This is a genomic window from Methanospirillum stamsii, from assembly GCF_003173335.1.
Lineage (GTDB): Archaea > Halobacteriota > Methanomicrobia > Methanomicrobiales > Methanospirillaceae > Methanospirillum > Methanospirillum stamsii.
This window is the reverse complement of record NZ_QGMZ01000049.1, coordinates 27,593-47,352: the sequence shown is the minus strand read 5'-3', so window position 1 is coordinate 47,352 and position 19,760 is coordinate 27,593. Positions and strand designations below refer to the sequence as shown.

Below are 19,760 nucleotides of genomic sequence, written 5' to 3'. Positions count from 1 at the left end.
CACCCCCACCCTTGATTTTCCCCTTATGGTTTTGTAATTACCCACTCAAAGTAGCGATGAGCCGAAAAGGAAGATATTAATGAGCCCAACCGGATTCGAACCAGCGACTCCCGTCTAGTAAATCACTTAAATCCGCCTATTTTGAGAGATAGAGAGAATTTGAAGGTATAAACCTAGATTTGATTCATGCTTTCTTATCAGAACCTGATACAAAGAAGGTAGGATAGAAATGAAAAATTTATTATTCCTCTATCAGATTCCATACTATCCCTAATATTTAATTATCCACAAAAAATACAACAGATATCGAACAACTGCATTCATTTTCCAAAAAAAATTGCTCAATCGATAACAGTAACCTTATCCTTTGTAAAGTGGAATGATACATATTATGCCCCAGGTGTTCAATCAGCATTCTCATTCACCCCCAATATCTGAAGAAGAAAAGAGAGCGCTTATTGAGAAAATTCAAACATTTTGCGGATATATTCACCTAAATAGCTCAAATCTTATTGACGAAATTGCCTTATCTGAAGACTTTGAATAAATTACAGGATATTCCATCAGATACATGGTGTCTGGTAGATACAAACATTCTCATCTATTGGGCATTAGATCACATCCAGAGTATGGAGAGGAATGTACAAATTTTATAATGAAAGGGATAAAACAGGAAATAACTTTATTTATTCCTGCCATCGTATTAAATGAGTTTATCCATCGTCTGATGATTGCAGAGATTATGGAGCATGATAATTCAATTAGTAGGATAAAAGCCCTGAATGTTTTAAAACATCAAAAAATAGAAGAAAAATTTTTTTCTAGAACCTGGGAACTTGTTGATACCCTGTTATCTGTTCATATTCAATTGCTTGATTACTCCGAGAATGTGATAAAAAAACAGGTTCAAATTCTCCGCAAATTTCCGTTAATGGCTGCTGATGCTTCTGTTGTTGCATCCGGAATTGAAAATGATATCCACCATATTGCCACACGTGATTCCGATTTTTCGAGAATACCCGGTTTTACGATTTGGAGCCCGGGATAATCTTTTGTTTTGAGGTTCTTCAAAATTGTCTGTGCTCATAATAGTACACTTCAAATTTAACTAATCGATTTTTTTCTGCAAAAATAGCACGCCTGAATCTGATCGGCTCATAGAGGATATTAAAGACTGGATTAACACCAGTATCTGTCTCCACCAGTACTCTGGAATTAGGTAAACTAGACCTCACTCTTTTACCTGCTTCTGAAGATTCAAGCAGATATCACGCTCTGAAAAAGATTTTTTATCTATTGCAGTCACGGTATCATCTACAAATGAGTATCGAAATTCGGTATTTATGAACCTAAATATACCGGTTTTCTCATGTGATCATGATTTACACATTGATAATTTATGGAAAATCACTATATACCGGTTGTAATTAACATCCCTAATAATTGTGTGTAGTACACAAGCAATTAACCAACAACCTCGAACGATTTTTTATTTGTTCATGAAGATACTACACCAGTTAATACCCCCGGAAGACTAGATTCTTTAATTAAAAAAACAGATAATTACCTCTCCCATTCCAATATGATTCATGGACTAAAAGGTACTCAATAAAATTCGGAGTGACGTATGGAACAATTACAAGTAACCATGGAAGATATCCAAAAGGTTGTGACACGGATTATTGAGGCTGCAAATCCCAGAAAAATCATTCTTTTTGGTTCATATGCTCGTGGAGAAGAGACACCGGATTCAGATGTTGATATCATGGTTATTGAGGATACTGTGAAACATCAGGGAATGGAAATGGTCAGGCTCCGAAAAGCCGCCGGAAGAATAGCTCCTGGTGTAGGGATTGATATTATGGTATATGCTACGGAGAAAACCCTAAACCCGGTACCGGGAACAGTATTATATTGGGCCCTGTCTGAAGGAAAGGTACTGTATGAGTGTGGATGAAGAAAGTGCATTATTAATCCGTCTTGCTCATGCAGACCTTCTTGCTGCAAAACTACTGTATGAAATGGATGGCCCTTCTCCAATCATCTGTTTTCATGCCCAACAAACAGTAGAAAAAGCTCTAAAATCTATCCTAATTAAGAAAGGAGTCCTCATCCGGAAGATACATGACCTTGTTGAACTTACTGAATTAATTCAGGATCTATCATTATCATTACCGATAGAAAGTGACACCATTGCTCTTCTCAATCCCTATGCAGTAAAAGCCAGGTATGATGATACAATTCCGGATACCCTGAAAACAGAAGAAGCAATAGAGATAGCCACAGAAATTATTCAGTGGAGTGAGTCAGTTTAAGTAATATTGCATTTGAAGTGTATCAAATAAAAGTAACATCAGGATATTTTCCGGAACTTGTCTTCCAATAAAATCATAATATGACCTTCAATCAGAATATGTCGCCCCAATTAAGCCGATACAGCAATTTTATTCGTTTTTAACAGTTTTAACACTTGTAACAATTATAATGAACACACCTGGGTTTTTTTAATCGTCTATAGCAATTCGGTTAATTATAAAGTGTAATTTTCAAATAGATGCAAATTATAATATTCAGACCGAAATATAGATATTTCGAGATGGGATTTACATCATTTTTTCTAATATACCAATACATAAGAACGAGGGCGAAAAAAATTTTCTAATCCGATTAGAGAGAAATATCATTAAAAAAATTTCCGGGGCCTCTCCATAGGAACTGCTACAAGTGTTACAAGTGCTACGGACTCTTGGATTGCTAAATAGGCCCAAATTTTTTGATAAAATTAAATTTTGAGGAGAATTGATACGATTCGTGATGATATTCACTCCCAAGTTTTGGTTATTATCACAAAAGAGAGGATAAAGAAGATATATTATGTGATCAATTATCGGATAGAGTATGAGATATATTTCTTCAGCTGAACTCAAATCAAATCCTGCATTGTTATGGAAAGAGGGCGAAGATAAAGATACCATCATCACGGTGAATGGAAAACCAAAAGTCATTTCAATCTCAATTAACGGAGAACCTGAAGAAGTACTTGACCTTATCCGGAGATTACGAGCTGAACAGGCAATTGAGCATATGTGGGAGAAAAGTAAAAAATCAGGTTTAGATAAACTGAAATTATCTGATATTAATGAAGAAATTCATGAAGTCAGAAATGAGATGATTCATGAATGATATCATCGTCATTGATACAAATGTTCTGGTTTCAGGACTCTTAAACCCCCATGGAAATCCTGCAACAATAGTCCGGATGATAATTGCCTGAACCGTTCGAATCATACTGTACAGCAGGGTTTTTCATGAATACGATGTGGTTCTGAAAAGGCCCGGGTTTGGTTTTCTCCGGATGATGTGAATGCTCTGCTCTCATTCGTTAAACATGAAGGATTATGGATAGTCCCCCCTCCAGTTTTGAAAAACCTTCCTGACCCTTCTGACAGGCCTTTTTATGAACTGGCATATCATAGCAAGGTACCACTTATTACAGGAAATACCAGGCACTTTCCGGATGATATCATTGTAATGACGCCCGCTGAATTCATCAAAAATCAGGAGTTTCATTCGTGATCTAACATAATTACACAACTGGAAAGGAGATCCACTCTTCAATAATCTGAATAATGAATCATATCTCTGTCACCTAAAATAAAACGAATTAGATTTGGAAAAGAACTGACCGCATGCTTATCCATTGCCACTAATCAGAGATAAATTCAATAAAATTATATTATTCGATCCGGAATTGAGCCCAACCTTTTTAATAATTATTTACATCCCGAATATCTCAACTGAAATTCCGTCTTTCACCACTGTTTCGGTAAAAATCTTCTTTTCCCATGTTTTTTCAGCCGGATCAAAGAGAACAAGGTACACTTCATCTGCTCCACAGGTATCAGCATACCTGATGACCTGATTAAGCCCGATTTCAATCGTTCTTTCCCGTGAGTCCCGCTGCACCTTACATTCAATAACGAAACGCTGCCCGGCTCCGTCCGGGAGATGCCAGAGGATAAAGAGATCAGTCCTCCCCATACCAAGGCCATATTCCCATGTTATCTGCCCGCCTCCGTTCACAATCCGTTGAAGGAATGCCTGGAGCAGCAGGTGTGGTCCTGCCTCTTTATATTTGGCAATCTCCAGCCAGCTTCCGGAATGTTCCCGATAAAACTGGACAAATGCACTAAGAAGTTTTGAAAGGAGGAGTCTTCCGTTCGGAGCAACATACCAGGCAGTCTCAATAGTCATTCCGGTCTGTGCTCCCCAGCTCAGTTCCCGGGGTATTATCTCCTGGTATATCGGGTTTGCAATCCGGATAGCCCCGTTCAACTCCTGAGTAATAAGACCTAGATCAACCAGATATCCGACATCATCAGATCTGAAATCCTGTTCAAAGACCTCACCTGTGAGCATCGGTTCGATAACCCTTCGAACCCGCTCTTCTTTGAGTTTATCTGCAAGTTGGTCGAGATGAGTATCACGCCTGCGAATAAGTTGTTCTTTGGCTTCTATGATCAGATTATGAGTTATGGAATTTTTCCGATCTTTTCCCTGTTCCAGTTTAAAACAGGCTTCATATGCAAGAGCATTCACCAACCAGGGCTGTCCTTTTGTCAAATTCCATATGGCTGACAGAGCCTCCGTCTCAAACACCTGACCAGTTTCTGAGGTATGTTGCATGAGAAGAGTCCTTGTCTCTTCTTCAGAAAAATTACCAAGCCGGAGTGATTCGGCTTTAATGTTAAAGGCACTTCCCCCGGTGATTATCTCCTGCTGCCGGTCCGAGTGGATGCGGTAATCTCGGACATCACGTACACCGCAGAGAATTATTGAGACTGGAAACCCGGTCGGCCTGTCAGCATATCCGGCCCGTATCTGACGGAGAAGTGAGATCAGCGTATCACCAACGAGAGCATCAACTTCATCAATACAGAGAACAAGAGGCAGATTCAGTCTTTGACACAGGCCGGACAAAACGCTCTTCAGTGCGGTATCTTCTCCGGATTCTGTAATAATCTCCGATATCCTGTTCTGGAATGTGCTCTCCCCCAATGTCCGTTCTGCCTGATAGGTTAGCTCACTGAGGATTGCCTTCATCCCCCTGCTGACATCTCCTCTGGCTGTCTGTCCCATTTCAACATTAACATAGAGGACAGCATATCTTCCTTGCTGGTTCAGAGAATCACGAAGGGCTAAGAGACATGAGGTCTTCCCGGTCTGCCGTGGTGCATGAAGAACAAAGTATTTTTTTTGGTCAATTAAAGAGAGAATTTCATTGAGATCGAAACGAGACAATGGGGGCAGGCAATAATGATCCTGGCAGTTAATAGGTCCGGCAGTGTTGAAAAACCGCATCGTATTCAGTAATGAGATATGTGTGATGATATCTTTTATTATAGATTAATCGGTTAAAAGCCAGCAACGAGAGTTGGATGAAATTTTTCAACCAACCTTGATACTCGTTGATTTTTTCTGCCAAAACTCACAGAGGATATCAAAGACCTGAATTACCCCTGTATCGGTAAATTTCTATCCGGACTCCGGATATTTCTCAGATCTCACTCCTGTACCTGCTTTTGAAGATTCAAACAGAGATAACCCTCTTTCCCCTCTCCATTCATGCATGCTTCGTCGATAAGATTCATACCGTCATCTGACAGGGTAAAGTTCACATATTCTGCAAAAGTCCAGTTAAGTGAGATATTTCTTCCATCATCAGAGACAGATCCGTTCACATACACTTTCGACTCCGGCTCATTGATAACATTAAAAAACCCGGATATCTCTTCACCGGTCTGAAAGAGCGTCATAACCATATTGTCCACAATCCATTCCCCGGACCAGACCGCATCGCTCTGTACTTCTGTCCCATTCCGGGTGGAGTTGTAGTCAATGATAAATGGCGTTTCTAATGGATTGACCGGATCAAAGGTCTGGATTCCGAAAAGTTCCATCTGATCTTCAGACATCTCAATTTCCATTGTTCCAGTCATGTTCTTATTGGTGACCAGACGGGTTTTGTTGTCTGATTCCATTCCGGTAAGTTTCATTGGAAAATACGATTCCTCATCGACCGGAATTCCGGTCAATATAATGTCTGATCCTTCCTGAACAATGGTAAAGGTATAATTTGCATCAGTCCATGTTCCGGTAAAATCTTTTGCTGGGTTATCGCTTTCTGCCGTTGTGATTGTTACCAGGAACAGACATATAATGAGAAATATTCCGGTTATTTGTGTGAGTTTCATATGGGTTAGTACACCTGTCTCAATAGATGCGGAGTTTTGATACATTAAATATCTCCTTGGGGACTGTGAGCTTTTCAATAACGAACAATCTGATATCTGCCGAGTGAAAAAAATGAGATTGAAAATATCCGGATAATCAATTATTATTCTTCCAGTTCGCTGGCTTTTGCAAATGCCTCATTCGATTCCTGAAGCTTACCCATAGATTTCAGAATAGCCCCCTTATTACTCCATGCATGAGCATATTCAGAATCTAATTGAATCGCCATATTGATTGCAAAAAGTGCTTCGGTATATCGCTCAAGTCTTTTCAGGGCATTTGCCATATTATACCACGCTTTTGGATTTGACTCATCCTTTTGAATCGCCTTTTTATAGGATGCCAGAATTTTCGTATTGGCATCAAAGGTACCTAAACTCCAACCCTCCGGCAATTTTTTTCTGAGTTCTTCCGCTTTTAAGGTATCTATCAGTATGGACTTATCAAGAGTTGAAAATTCTTCCAGATACAATGATTCGATATCTATCTGGGTATAAATATAAGAACTCCCTATTTTTTCCTTAAAATATTCACTTTCAAAATATTTATCCATCGATTCTGCCAGAACACCGCCTGCCAACAGACATACGATTAACAATACCAGAAAAAAAGAGATCGATGGATTCATTAAGGATAATTATTTTTAGAATAATTAATACTTCTCACCCATAATCCCAGGATTTACATCAGAGATTTTATTTTTCCCGGATAATAAAGTGATATTAAAAGAAGGATGGGCCCAGCCGGATTCGAACCGGCGACCTCCGCCGTGTAAAGGCGGTGTCATAACCACCTAGACCATAAGCCCGTTGCGCCTAACAAAGTATACCTGAAACAATATAAGCATTATCTATTGTCCCTTATCCGGCAAACTGGTGGTACACATGCACATTAAATAACCCGGAAGCCATGTACCGCTGCCTGTCTTCAACCATCTGTCCCGGACTGTCAATCGAAGTCCCCAGATTGACCTGAACCCATCCCTTCGCCATCGATGGAGTCGGAGTTGGTGCCGGGTCAGCGAGCAATGAAACCTGAGAGATCGCAGGAGTTTTCAATCCGGCAGGAATTGGAACCGACATCACCGGGCCGGACTCAGGAGCAGGTACTGCCTGTGACGCTGTCTTATTGGCTTCTTCCGGGTGTATCACCGGTACAGGCACCATATCATCCGGATAATCTGCCAGTATGAGCATGTTTCTGGTAGACACAATCTCATCACAGCAACCCGTTACCTGAGGCGGCGTTAAAATAACCGGAAGTACAAGAAGTAAAAAAACTACAGGAAACAGATTATACGGTTGTTTCTGCATGCTCCCCCTGCATGCTGCATCCCAGGGCATGTTCTGGTGTAGAGCCCCACCTCCCACACCAGAGTGATGCCCGGTACCTTTTACATTATCAGGACACAGAGAAAAACCCTCTGGTTTGCTCACGTCTCTGAATTGAAAGAGAGAATATTTGCACCCTGGATAAGCCAGGATCTGCCAACTTTTCTTGCTGGAATCTTCTTATCTTTGATATATTTCCGCATCGTGGATACCGAAACCCGAAGGGCAACTGCCGCCTCGGTCTGTGAATACTCCTTCTCCGGATGAATCTTCATAGATCCCATCTCCATGGCATCCATCACCGGAGCTATCGGCTGCAGAGGTATCTTGACCAGAGCCTCATCAGAAAGTCCGGATACCGGCCTGAGATCGGTATCAATAACACCCGTACCAGAAGCAATACCTAAAGCCGGACTGGTAAGAGTCATAATATCGGGTATATGACTACTGGGAAAAGTCTGAACTCCTGGTTTTTTCAGACCGCCTTCGAGGAACACCACCCTTTTTTGCAACTCATCAATAAGCTTCCCATGATATGCTACCGTCTGTGATAGAAGTGAAGAATCCGCAGCCAGGGTTTCATTCTCATCACCAGACAAAATGCCCGAAAGGACCGGGGCTCTCCCATCCCGGACTGCCTGCAGATATGATGCAACAATCGTGCGAATGAGCGCTGAAAGGGTGATATTTTGCTTTTCCGCAACTTCCAGCAGTTCATTAATATGTTCTTCATCAAGGGATATTGTCAAATCCTTTCTCATATATGCCGAGATGGTAAGTCTCGTACACCTCCACAAATATTTGCGCGAATGAAAATATGAGTGATACTTGAATATGGTTTTACCGATAATATCCCCTATATTGACAGGATAACACACCCTTACAGAAGGATACCCGCATGATTCGGACTCTCGAAGGGACCTGCAGGGAAACCCTATCTCACATCAGAAAAAAAGAATAAGAAAGATGAAAGAACCAGCCGGCCAGATGCCGGATGCAATCCTGTTTGACCTTGACAATACACTCTGCACCTTTACCGATGCTAAACATGCAGCCTGCACCGCAGTTATCAGGTACCTCGCCGCAGGCAACCCTGAAGATCTCTTTCAATATTTTTTACGTCCGGTCCGTGGATTTGAAGATTCCTTACATATCCATGATTATCTGAAAGACAGGGGAGTATTTACTCCGGAACTGGCAGACCATGCAGTAAAACTTTTTGAAGAGACAAAAATTGCTCATGTAACCCCATATCCGGGAGTTATCCAGGCTATCATAACGCTCTATGAAAAAAGCATCCCCATGGCCATCGTAACCGATGCATCCACCGGACAGGCAAAGAAAAGACTTGACCGATGCGGCCTTGCAGATTATTTTCGGGTACTAATAACACCGGACATTACCGGGAAAAGAAAACCTGATCATACCCCGTTCCTTCATGCAATCAGGGAACTGAAAATTCAGGAAGATGATATCTGGCTTGTTGGAGATTCTATTCGCCGGGAAATGATTCCGGGAAACGAACTTGGCTACACCACGGTGCATGCAAGATACGGAGACTGGATTGGTGACTCGCTAAATGAAAAACCAGTGCACGTAATCGACCGGTTTTCTGATCTCCTGCCCCTTCTTGGAATCGTGGGATAATCACACAAAATTATTTCCAAAATGGGCGGTATCGGTTGGAAAGAACATTTCAAACCGTACTCCCTCTCCAAAGACTCCGGTTTCTTTTATTGTTACCCCGGTGACATCAAGAATCTCTGCCGCCAGATAAAGACCATATCCCTTCCGGTCTGCATAATTCCGGGAAAAGATTCTGACTTTCTCATCCGGATGGATTCCAGGTCCGTTATCTTCTATAATAAGGGTAATTCCCTCCGTACCTGCAGCACAAGAAAACCGGATCCGGACCCCGTTTCCACCATATTGAATACTATTTCTGACAATCTCGTATATGACCTCATCAAACATCCGGTCAACATAGACATACAGATCCTGAAGCTCAACTTCTGCTTCGATGATACCTGAGAATTCACGACGATGCAATATCCGAAGGACAACCTGTGCAGCCTCAATATAGGAGGGAGGACGGGTTCCAAAGTCCTGGTAACTCCGGGTAAGCTCAATGACCCGTCTGACTCGTTCACTCAGATTCCGGCTTTTTTTGACCAGAAGACGGATTTCTTCATCGGTATTTAGTTCATTAACAATATCTAGATATCCGGTGATACCCATGATGAGATTGGCAATGTCATGGCGTACAATACCGTTAAAAAAATTCAGTTTTTCATTCGCCTTTCTGACCGCTCGTTCTGAACGGATATGTTCATTGATATCACAAAATTCAGGTTCATATTCTTCGGCTGCCTGACCTGACCAGATAAGAAAAAACCTTCCATCCACAAGTCTGCAGAGGATTCCGGACCACCCATGATCAGAGCCGGGAAGAGCCAGGGAGATAGTCCTGGTCTGTCCCGGATTCATCTCTTGAGCGTTGCTGATTTCCTCATGCACCACAAAAGCGATGTCAGGAGGAAAAACTGATTCTATTGATTTTACTTCTGATACCGATACAGAATTCCCATTATTTTCTGGAAGACTGAAAAGAATGTCACTATCCTGGCGCCAGACAATCCATGAAATTCCGGGTTCAAGTAGGAGTTCCCACGAATGCACGGGCTCTTTAGGTTTTGTGCCTTCTCTGTTCACCTGATTATATGCGTCTTCCGGATTCGTTTTATACATTATGATATGAACCCAACTATGGTATTACCAGAAATTCGATACCGCGTAGTAATACCCGTCATGATAGAATATTCCAACTCCGAACCGGTCAGATAAGGGATCAAGAATATTTTCACGGTGACCCGGACTCTTCATCCAGCCATCCATGAGTGCTCTTGCAATGGCGGTTGGATCTGTCGGATCCACGTACCCGACTCCGGCAACCATCCCGGTCCCGATGTATGCAAGATTTTCAGAGATCCCGATCCTGACACCACCTTCTATCTCTTTTGTTATCGGATACCCTGCCTCCTCAGCACGCTCTGAAGGTCCCCTGCCGGATGAGTCGGTATGAGAGAGAAATGTTGAACCAGAAATTTCTTTTGCATACCCATCGGCAATTTCAGCAAGTGAGTCATCCCACTCAAGAGAACTTATTCCGCTTACCATCCGCTGCTCATTTGTCTGGTTACTTATCGCTGTGATGATATCCTGCAAGAGAACATCCTTATCAGGTAGCTCTTTTGGAGTGACCAGAACCGGATGGACATTTCTTGCAAGTGTTTTCGTATTATCAAGCTCTCGGATAGATGATTCAGGAAGATACCCATGCAGGTAGTATTTTCCCGGAATTATTTCTTCGTCTGCAGTACCAACAAAGTCAAGAGTTCTGGCTTCTTTGGGCCTTATCGGATCAATGAGATCAGAATAAATGGTGTAACTCTTTTCAGTTTCAGAATTTTTCAGGAATACGATAACTTTTGTCACACCCGAGGTCTGATCTCCCTGATTTTCAAGAGTGATTGAGCCGTTATAAGGATACCCTGAAAAAGCATCCTCATCTCCGGAAATATCTGATATCACAAGAACAGGTCCGACAGAGCCTGCATATACCACAGAAGACGAGAGGGAAAAAACGGTGCCAATAAGGAATAATCGGATAATGAGAACAGGAGAGAAGAGAGATGATTTCATCAGTTTACACAGGTATGAGCGATAAGAAAAAGGGGTTTGTGGTGGGTTTACCCTATTCAGGTTTCATCAGGTTCGATATCTTCAAATTCAATATCTGAAAATTCATCATCGCTGGACATATCTTCATCCATTATATCATCATCAAGAGGCATATCAAGGTCAGGAAGACCATCTTCGGAGAGCCCACCTTCACCGGTATCATCTGCCAGGAGATCGGTATCAGAGCCGGACTCTTCTTCGGAGAAATCATCCATTGAATCAGAGATATCAGATTCAGAAATATCTGATTCAAGATCCCCTTCAAAGTCAGGAAGACCACCAGTATCAGCTGACGGGCCCTCTTCAACTTCGGTCTCATCAAATGAACCAAGGTCTTCATCACCAAGACCGGGAAGAGAAGACTCGCCACCCTCACCCTCATCAAATGACCCGAAATCCTCGTCACCAAGGCCAGGAAGGGAAGGCTCACCACCCTCTTCATCAAATGAACCAAGTTCCTCATCACCAAGACCCGGAAGTGAACCGCCCTCTTCTTCCGGAAACTCATCTCCAAAGACATCTCCGCCACCGGCCTCGTCAAAATCATCAGGCAGGGGCAGGTCACCCTCACCAACTGAAGCTGCAGCTGCTCCGCCGGCAACAGCTCCGGATACAGCCGCTGCACCCATCGCAGCACCAGAGGAACTACCCGTACCTTTTGCAGTTTTTACAGGAGCCGCCCCGCCACCGGCCTTTGACGGGAGAAGAGGTTCAGGAACAGGTAATCCTTCTTCCTTCCGTCGTTCTGTAACATATTCACGAATCCTGTCACGAAGGGGAAGACCGGATTTCGGAGAGGGCATGGGAGCGACTTTCTGTGCCACCGATGGAGCTTTCTTTGACTCTTTTGCCTTTTTCCTGTCCTCTAAATATGGCTGGATCCCATACAGCCACATTCCCATGGCTGCCGTTATCCATATTGCAAAATAAACCGCACTGATATAATCCTTGATACCTGGAGAAAACCCGGTGGTTAGGAAAAACACCAGAAGAAGAACCACCAATGCTCCGACAAAAGTAATAATCAACAACAACTTTTTGTCAATCTTCATGAATGCTTCCTACAGTATTGTATTTGGAGAACGGGTTCTCACCGAGTACTGATATACCAGAATATTTCAGTAAAGGAATTTATGTCCTCTGGTTTCTTATGCAAAAAATTCAAGCCTTAATGATTATAAGTCTCTCTTCGGTCATCTCCCGGATAGCATAAAAAGGGCCCTCTCTTCCGATTCCGGAAGCTTTCACGCCTCCATACGGCATACTGTCAATCCTGTACGTCGGTATGTCCCCGATAACAACTGCACCACACTCTATTGAGGAGGCCGCATAAACAGCTCTTTTAATGTCTGAGGTAAACACTCCTGCCTGAAGCCCGTATTTTGAATTATTCACCATCTCAATAGCTTCTTCAAATGTTTCATAGGGAGTAACTGTTACAACCGGGGCAAAAACCTCGTCACAATTAATGGTCATATCAGGAGTGGTATCAACAAGGACTGTTGGATAGAGAACTGCTCCCTCACATCTCCCCCCACAGACCAGTTTTGCCCCTTTTGCTACTGCTTCGGAAATACGGGAAAGCGCCTGGCTTGCCTTGTCTTCATGAATCATCGGACCGATGTCGGTTTCGATGTTTTCAGGATCATCAATTTTGAGGGCATTACACCGTGATTCAATCTCCCGGACAAGAGAATCATAGACCTTTTGCTGAACGAAAACACGCTGGACAGAGATACACACCTGACCGGCATGTGAAAATGCGCCCTCAACAATCCGCCCTGCAGCAGTCTTAATATCCGCATCATCATGAACAATTACAGCAGCATTGCCTCCCAGTTCAAGAGTGATCCTTCCGGCTTTGGTCACCTGACGAAGATGCCAGCCGACTTCCGGACTGCCGGTGAAACTTAATGCACCAATCCTTCTATGAACCGCTAACAGTTCTGCGATATCAGACTGGCAGGGAAGTACACTCATTGCCTCTTTTGGAAGCCCGGCTTTTAGAAACAGTTCGCCAAATTTCAGGGCAGTCATCGGAGTTGCTGACGACGGCTTGATAATACATGAATTTCCGGCAGCAATTGCAGGCCCTGCTTTATGACAGATCTGATTTAGCGGTAGATTAAAGGGAGTTATCGCGAGTACTATCCCAACAGGAACACGTATAGAAAATGCCAGGTGTCCTTCCCCTGCAGGATACCCATCCATCGGAACCATGGACCCGGATATCCGGACAGCTTCCTCTGCAGATATTCTGATGGTTCCGATGGCCCGTGAAACTTCTGCGACTGCATATTTTCTGACTTTTCCCCCTTCTTTAATAATGATTGAAGTAAGTTCTTCAGCCTCTTCCTGCATCAAATCGGCCAGTCGATGAAGTATTGCAGCCCGTGCATGAGAAGGAAGGCGGGCCATCACTGTAGCTCCCTTTTCAGCAATCATGAGCGCTTCAAGAACTTCATCCCTTCCTGCCATCGAGACAATGCCACATACCTGGCCGGTGTAGGGATTATGTACCTCTTTAAGATTGGCTGTTTTTTTACAGTTTCCACCAAGAATCAGGGGATGGGAATCCATATTATACTCTTTCGATCTTCTGGAATAAACACTTCAGTTACATGACCCTGAATACATAATTAATCAGGATTCCCGCAACAAGTCCGAGTAAAACGGTATAAATTGATATCAGGACCGCTGTTTTTAGACCCTGTTCCCGGTATAAAACAGCAATCGTTGAGATACAGGGAACAAAAAGGGTGCTTACCAGGGCAAAGATATAGAGCTGAAGAGTCGTCATGACCTCAGTCAGATTTGCAGTTCCGGCAAGAACAACAAGGGTTTCAAATGCCATCTCTTTTCGAAGGATACCAAAAAGAAGTGACGTCGAGGCAAAGGTCGGAAGACCAAGCAGTCCTTCCATAACCGGTGCAGTATACAGTTCAATGACATCCAGGATTCCATAAAATCCAAGCAATCCAAGGATTACACTGCTGACGATGAGGAGCGGCATTGCAATCACAAGAAATTCACGGATATGAATCCATGCACGGGTAAGAACCATACCAGGTGAGGGAATACGAAGGGGAGGAACTTCCAGGACCATGCCAAGCTGACTGCCGGTAGTCACCCGTGAAAGAAATATTCCGGTAAGAAGGATGAGTACGAATATTATCAGATAAATCGAAAGTGCAGCATAAATCCCGACAAAAACCGCAACAATTCCGGCAATAATTACCGTCCTTGCAGAACACGGAACCATGGTTATCAGAAATGCTGCAATATACCGCTCACGTTTCGTCCCTATCTGGCGTATTGCCATAACCGCCGGAACATTACAACCAAGACCGAGAACCATGGGAATTATCGCCTGCCCGTGAAGACCAAACCGGTGCATAATACGATCGGCAAGGAATGCAATCCGGCTCATGTATCCGGTATCTTCCACTACCGACATGAGAAGGTAGAACGTAAAGACAAAAGGAAATGCAATACCAAGTCCAGCCTGAATGGCAATAAAAAAGGAGAAGAGCAACTCATAGACCAGGGGGTCAAAACCTGCGGCCTTGAGTGGTTCGATGATAAAGAGATCAAATCCTTCCACGATGAGTTCTTCAAAAAAAGAACCTACCATGAAGACACACAAAAGCAATGAGATAAGAACCCCGGCCATTATCAGGACTCCGGGGAATGGACGGAGCAGCCACCGGTCAGGTCCGCGCGATTCTTTTACCGGCGCACGAGTTATGACCTGCTTGCTGAGTTCTGTTGCAGCATGATGCCTGTTTCCTGCAAGAATTCGTGATACCGGCATCTGGTGTTCTTCTTCAATCTCTTTGGCGATGGTTGCCGCCCCTTCCAGCAGTAATACATCAGTTCCAATTCCCTGAAGTGCCAGAAGAACAGATATCCGGTCTGCCCCGGATAATCGCCCCAATGTCCGGATTGCAGCTTCAATGTGCCGGTCATATGAGACCTGAAAATGTCCGATTGCCGCTTTTTCCAGAGCAAGAGGAATTATTTCAGGCAGGTTTTTTCCGATAGTTGCAGCAGTAAGGAGCACGGGAACCCCGCAGATATCAGAAAAAGCCTGAGTATTAATGGAAATTCCCTGCTCTTCTGCCTCATCTGCCATGTTCAGAACTGCAATCATCGGAACCTGATGTTCTAAAACCTGCAGAAAGAGATACAGATTTCGTTCCAGGTGAGCGGCATCAAGAACCATAACCAGGACATCAAATGACCGGGAAGTCACCAGATCTCTTACCAGTCGTTCTTCATCGCTTTCACCGTCAAGAGAATATATACCCGGAAGATCGGTGATCTCCACCGGAAGGCGGTTGATACAGGATACACCGGAGAGGATATCAACCGTAGTTCCCGGATAGTTACTAACCTCAACACCAATTCCGGTAAGATGGGAGAATATCAGGGATTTTCCAACATTCGGATTTCCAATAAGCCCAATCTTCACTGGTCCACCCCGACCAGGACTGTACGGGCAATTTCAGGACTAATGGCAATATCGCAATCTTTCACCCTGATGAGCATCGTATCAGCCATTCGCTCAAGAACTTGAACCTCCTGTCCGGGAATTAGACCTAAGTCAGCCAGTCGTAATGCCCGTCCGCATCCTTTGATGGCTGTAATTGTCACATGTTCGCCCTGTCTGCAATCGGCAAGAGTTGTGCAGGTATGATGACGGTGATGGACCTGGCACGACCCCGGACAATCCCGGCCTTTCCGGAGGAATTGCCTGAGCCGGTTTATCGTATCATCCGATGTATGATGTTCCATGGTGCAGGCCTGTTCATGTGCCTTTTCATGATCCATCCCCAGCATTTCCTGGAGAAATGTTTCAAGGACATGATGCCTGCGCATCACAGTTTTTGCAGCATGAAGGCCTTTATTGGTCAAAAAATACCGGCCATTTTCATCTTTTTCTACATCACCGGATTCAATGAGAAGATACAGAAATTGCTCCATATTCTGAACAGGAATCCCGGCCTGATTAGCCAGATCAGAAGAGCAGGAACTCTCTTTGGTTCGTTCAAAAAGACGCATCAGTGAAAGCAGGGTATCTTCCCGTTCAGCAGTATCCATTCGCGTTAAATAATTATTGATAAACCGGTTTATAGTGCTCGATACTGTACTCATTCAGTTTGCTAAAAAATTGAATGTTTGACTCATCCACATTTTTTTTTCAGAACCTTCAAACGACATGGTAAGCACTATACTTTTTTATTGTCCTCAGGATCATATTTCATCAGAATGAATAGTGATCATTACCCCCCTGATTTTCTTTTTTCATCTATTCTTCGAAGGACAAAGATAATTGCAACCCTTGGTCCTGCTTCAGATAATCCACGAATAATTAAAGAGATGATAGCCTCCGGAATGGACATTGCACGGCTAAATCTCTCTCATGGAGAAGAATCATGGCACAGGGAAACGGTTATGAAAGTCCGGTCTGTTGCTAAAGAAATGAACCGGGAGATTGGCATATTGGTTGACATCCCCGGACCAAAGCTCAGGGTGCTCTATGGGTCACCTCCCCGGGAGGTCAGGACTGGTGACAGTATCCAGATAACAGCGGATACAAAGATGGCCGGGGCAATCCATGTCTACCCGGAAAATTGTATACCCACAATCTGTGCAGGTGACACTATTCTGGTTGGAGATGGTGCGGTCACCCTCCAAGTGATAAAACCAGGCCCTCCGATGCTCACAACCGTAGTTTCCGGAGGCACCATCAGGGAAGGAATGGGAGTTGTTATTCCGGGAAGAAGACCCAGTATTCCCTATGCAAGCCCCATGTTTCAGGAATCACTCAGGCGGGGTATCAGCATGGAGCCAGACTATATCGCTCTTTCTTTTGTTGGTTCAGCTGATGATATCAGGGCTGCCCGCCACCTCCTGAGTTCTGCAGGAATTGATAATATCCCGTTAATTGCAAAAATTGAATGTGTCCGGGCAGTAGAAGGGCTTTCGGAGATCATTGCTGAGGCAGACGGCGTGATGGTTGCCCGGGGGGATCTCGGAGTGGAACTTCCAATAGAGCAGGTTCCGGATATCCAGAAACGAATCATTCGAACATGCAACATTGGAGGGATTCCGGTTATTACCGCGACAGAAATGCTTGAGTCAATGGTCAGCAGGGGTCGGCCTACCCGAGCAGAAGTGACCGATGTAGCCAATGCTATTGTCGATGGAAGTGACGCGACCATGCTCTCTGCAGAGACATCGGTTGGAAAGAATCCCGGTCAGGCGGTCTTCATGATGAGCAGAATCGCAAATGAGACCGAGAAACACCTGCCGTACCTCCGGATGCTCAATGAACGTGAAGGCTGGCACGAAAAAAGTGTGGAAGATATCATCAGTTATCGTGCCTGCTATATCGCTGAAGAACTATGTAGTCCGGCAATTGTTGCATATACCAGGTCCGGACTTACTGCTGAACGGGTATCACGGTGCAGACCAAGAGCACCAATCCTGGCACTAACTCCTGACCCCCTTGTTGCACGACGACTTCTTTTACGATGGGGAGTCCAGCCCGTCGTTTCAAAACCGATAGAATCAGCGGATGAACTCTTCAGTACCTCAATTGCCATTGCCAGACAGACCGGGATTGCTTCATCAAAAGAACAACTGGTAATTATTGCAGGGAACTTTTCCGGAAAAGAAGGAAGAACAAATATGATAAAGGTAGAAGAACTCCCCTGAATCTCCCCCTGTTAATCAAAAAGAAGAGTCCGGTATTTTCCAGAACCTCCATCTGCCTTTTCAGTCACGATAGGTTTCTTTTGAGGAAGAGTGCTTTTCTGCTGGTCCGCAAAGCCGCTTGATGCAAAAGAGCAAACCCCTCTCTCTTCTGACCATACCGCACACATATTCTCAATACATGGTTTCTTATCAAAGGGGCATAGTAGTTTTTTTTCAGATTTCATACATATTCACCAGAATTTTTCTTTTTATCCATGAAAAACCAGGATATCAGGAGCAGGAAGAGACTGATTACAATTACCGAAAGGAAGACCAGGTAATAGGTATCTATTGTAGGAACTGTCCAGGTCTCGCCCAGATGTTCCATCGAAACCTGTGACGTTTCAAGGAGAAGTCCGGTCACAACCGGCCCGGTCATACCTCCAAGGGTCTGCATACTCTGGATTATGCCGGTTGCTTCAGCAGTCCTGTCCTCTCTTATATGATCCATAACCCCGATAAGGGTAGCAGTGGCGATGACTGACATTCCAAATGAAAAAAGCATCCATGCCACTGTCAATCCTTCAACTGACAGGGGAGATACAAAAAGCATTACTCCTGCTCCGGTTAACATCAGGGATCCGATAACACAGGGTATCCTGCATCCGATTCTTGGAATCATCCGACCGGTGAGTGGCCCTGCCATCATATCACACAAGGTTCCGGGAACAATTATCAGACCGACAATTTCTGCAGAGAAGGAAAGGCCGGTAGGGAGCCTGATAACATAGGGCATCATCTGAAGCAGCATCATGAAAGCCAGTATCGTAAGAAATCCCATGATCATGAGGATTGTTACCGGACGCTTTTGAAGAAGACGAAGATCAGCGAGAGGATGAACTGCTGTTTTTTCTGCATAGAGAAATACTGCAAAAGTCAGAATGCATGATAATCCTATCCCTGCAGCAAAAAGAGAAATTTTCTCTTCAGCAGGTAATGAAAAGAGTACCAGTGCAAGGAACAGGAATAGTAAAAACGAGGAAAAACCTGCCCAGTCAAGGCTCCCTCCCCTTTTGTGAGATTCATTCTCCCTGATGAACACCGATACCAGGATTATCAAAAGGATTGCTACCGGAATGAGGACCAGATATGTCATCCGCCATGAAAATGATTCGGTGATAAATGATCCGGTTATCACCCCGATAAATGTCCCTGCACCATACATGGCACTGATGACACCAATGCCAACATCAGCAGCAGGTTCAGGCATCCGGTTCCTGATTATTGCATATGCAAGAGGGAATGCCGCAATTCCCGCACCCTGAAGACCACGACTGATAAGCAGTGTCCAGATGTCCGGCGCCAGGATACCCATTACCAGACCAAGAAGGTAGATGCTGAGACATAACAGAAGGAGTTTTCTATGTCCATACCGGTCCCCTGCAGAGCCTACAAACGGTGCTGCGACTGCTCCCACCAGGAGGACTACCGGCAGCACCCATGACTCATAAATACCAGGTACAGAGAATTCATGCTCTATTTCCACAAGAGCCGCAGTAAGCATTGATTCTCCTGCCATCACCAGCATAACCGTCAGAGATAACAAGAGAAGCAAACCAGAATATCTTTTTATTATCTCTTGCTTCAATCTATTGACCCCTCTTCATTTCGACCCCGGATCAATAAAACTAT

20 protein-coding genes and 1 tRNA gene are annotated in these 19,760 nt (G+C 43.9%); 7 read left to right on the top strand and 14 right to left on the bottom strand.

The window, feature by feature from the left end:
- Positions 1–655: 655 nt before the first annotated feature.
- From DLD82_RS16725 to DLD82_RS16705, 5 genes are all read left to right on the top strand, one after another.
- Entirely contained in the window at positions 656–1,048 is a 393-nt protein-coding gene (locus DLD82_RS16725) for a type II toxin-antitoxin system VapC family toxin (RefSeq protein ID WP_181391501.1), read from the top strand.
- Between the two features lie 579 nt (positions 1,049–1,627).
- Positions 1,628–1,957, top strand: a complete 330-nt coding sequence (locus DLD82_RS16720) for a nucleotidyltransferase domain-containing protein (RefSeq protein WP_245920487.1) — start codon at positions 1,628–1,630, stop codon at positions 1,955–1,957.
- Complete coding sequence (locus tag DLD82_RS16715; protein WP_109942273.1) at positions 1,944–2,315, top strand: HEPN domain-containing protein; 372 nt, start codon at positions 1,944–1,946, stop codon at positions 2,313–2,315. The genes DLD82_RS16720 and DLD82_RS16715 overlap by 14 nt, the downstream gene beginning before the upstream one ends.
- A 583-nt stretch (positions 2,316–2,898) precedes the next feature.
- Positions 2,899–3,183, top strand: a complete 285-nt coding sequence (locus DLD82_RS16710; RefSeq protein WP_109942272.1) for a hypothetical protein — start codon at positions 2,899–2,901, stop codon at positions 3,181–3,183.
- 177 nt (positions 3,184–3,360) lie between these two features.
- The gene (locus tag DLD82_RS16705; protein WP_109942271.1) at positions 3,361–3,576 is read left to right on the top strand and encodes a hypothetical protein; all 216 of its coding nucleotides are present in this window, start codon (positions 3,361–3,363) and stop codon (positions 3,574–3,576) included.
- 201 nt (positions 3,577–3,777) lie between these two features.
- On the opposite strand, the gene DLD82_RS16700 is transcribed toward DLD82_RS16705, so the two are convergent.
- From DLD82_RS16700 to DLD82_RS16675, 6 genes are all read right to left on the bottom strand, one after another.
- On the bottom strand, positions 3,778–5,301 hold the full coding sequence (locus DLD82_RS16700) for an AAA family ATPase (RefSeq protein ID WP_245920486.1): 1,524 nt from the start codon (positions 5,299–5,301) through the stop codon (positions 3,778–3,780).
- A gap of 263 nt (positions 5,302–5,564) precedes the next feature.
- On the bottom strand, positions 5,565–6,254 hold the full coding sequence (locus tag DLD82_RS16695) for a hypothetical protein (RefSeq protein ID WP_146199844.1): 690 nt from the start codon (positions 6,252–6,254) through the stop codon (positions 5,565–5,567).
- A 143-nt stretch (positions 6,255–6,397) separates the two neighbouring features.
- Positions 6,398–6,922, bottom strand: coding sequence for a tetratricopeptide repeat protein (locus DLD82_RS16690; protein ID WP_109942268.1), 525 nt, complete (start codon positions 6,920–6,922; stop codon positions 6,398–6,400).
- A gap of 106 nt (positions 6,923–7,028) precedes the next feature.
- Positions 7,029–7,102, bottom strand: a tRNA-Val gene (locus DLD82_RS16685).
- Positions 7,103–7,154: 52 nt separating this feature from the next.
- Positions 7,155–7,607 carry a hypothetical protein gene (locus DLD82_RS16680; RefSeq protein WP_181391500.1) on the bottom strand — a complete coding sequence of 151 codons (453 nt, stop codon included), beginning with the start codon at positions 7,605–7,607 and terminating at the stop codon, positions 7,155–7,157.
- A gap of 119 nt (positions 7,608–7,726) precedes the next feature.
- Entirely contained in the window at positions 7,727–8,374 is a 648-nt protein-coding gene (locus tag DLD82_RS16675; protein WP_181391499.1) for a helix-turn-helix domain-containing protein, read from the bottom strand.
- Positions 8,375–8,591: 217 nt separating this feature from the next.
- Here DLD82_RS16675 and DLD82_RS16670 point away from each other — a divergent pair, with 217 nt between their 5' ends.
- Positions 8,592–9,272 (top strand): HAD family hydrolase, encoded by a 681-nt coding sequence (locus DLD82_RS16670; RefSeq protein ID WP_109942265.1) that lies wholly within the window; start codon positions 8,592–8,594, stop codon positions 9,270–9,272.
- Here DLD82_RS16670 and DLD82_RS16665 read toward each other — a convergent pair whose 3' ends face one another.
- The 6 genes from DLD82_RS16665 to DLD82_RS16640 all read right to left on the bottom strand — a co-directional run bounded on the left by DLD82_RS16665 (position 9,273) and on the right by DLD82_RS16640 (position 16,523).
- A complete protein-coding gene (locus DLD82_RS16665; RefSeq protein ID WP_219968495.1) occupies positions 9,273–10,337 on the bottom strand; it encodes a sensor histidine kinase in 1,065 nt (354 codons plus the stop codon).
- A gap of 60 nt (positions 10,338–10,397) precedes the next feature.
- Positions 10,398–11,327, bottom strand: coding sequence for a CAP domain-containing protein (locus DLD82_RS16660; RefSeq protein WP_109942263.1), 930 nt, complete (start codon positions 11,325–11,327; stop codon positions 10,398–10,400).
- A 56-nt stretch (positions 11,328–11,383) separates the two neighbouring features.
- Positions 11,384–12,418: a hypothetical protein gene (locus DLD82_RS16655; RefSeq protein WP_109942262.1), complete on the bottom strand. Its 1,035-nt coding sequence runs from the start codon at positions 12,416–12,418 to the stop codon at positions 11,384–11,386.
- Between the two features lie 109 nt (positions 12,419–12,527).
- Entirely contained in the window at positions 12,528–13,946 is a 1,419-nt protein-coding gene (locus DLD82_RS16650; protein WP_109942261.1) for an aldehyde dehydrogenase family protein, read from the bottom strand.
- A gap of 37 nt (positions 13,947–13,983) precedes the next feature.
- A complete protein-coding gene (gene feoB, locus DLD82_RS16645) occupies positions 13,984–15,840 on the bottom strand; it encodes a ferrous iron transport protein B (RefSeq protein WP_109942260.1) in 1,857 nt (618 codons plus the stop codon).
- Complete coding sequence (locus tag DLD82_RS16640; protein WP_109942259.1) at positions 15,837–16,523, bottom strand: metal-dependent transcriptional regulator; 687 nt, start codon at positions 16,521–16,523, stop codon at positions 15,837–15,839. Before DLD82_RS16640 ends, feoB begins: the two co-directional genes overlap by 4 nt.
- A gap of 114 nt (positions 16,524–16,637) precedes the next feature.
- Here DLD82_RS16640 and pyk point away from each other — a divergent pair, with 114 nt between their 5' ends.
- A complete protein-coding gene (gene pyk, locus DLD82_RS16635) occupies positions 16,638–18,089 on the top strand; it encodes a pyruvate kinase (RefSeq protein WP_109942258.1) in 1,452 nt (483 codons plus the stop codon).
- Between the two features lie 11 nt (positions 18,090–18,100).
- Here pyk and DLD82_RS16630 read toward each other — a convergent pair whose 3' ends face one another.
- Together DLD82_RS16630 and DLD82_RS16625 are read right to left on the bottom strand one after the other, a co-directional pair.
- Entirely contained in the window at positions 18,101–18,313 is a 213-nt protein-coding gene (locus DLD82_RS16630; protein WP_109942257.1) for a hypothetical protein, read from the bottom strand.
- The gene (locus DLD82_RS16625; protein ID WP_146199843.1) at positions 18,310–19,716 is read right to left on the bottom strand and encodes an MFS transporter; all 1,407 of its coding nucleotides are present in this window, start codon (positions 19,714–19,716) and stop codon (positions 18,310–18,312) included. The genes DLD82_RS16630 and DLD82_RS16625 overlap by 4 nt, the downstream gene beginning before the upstream one ends.
- Between the last annotated feature and the right edge of the window lie 44 nt (positions 19,717–19,760).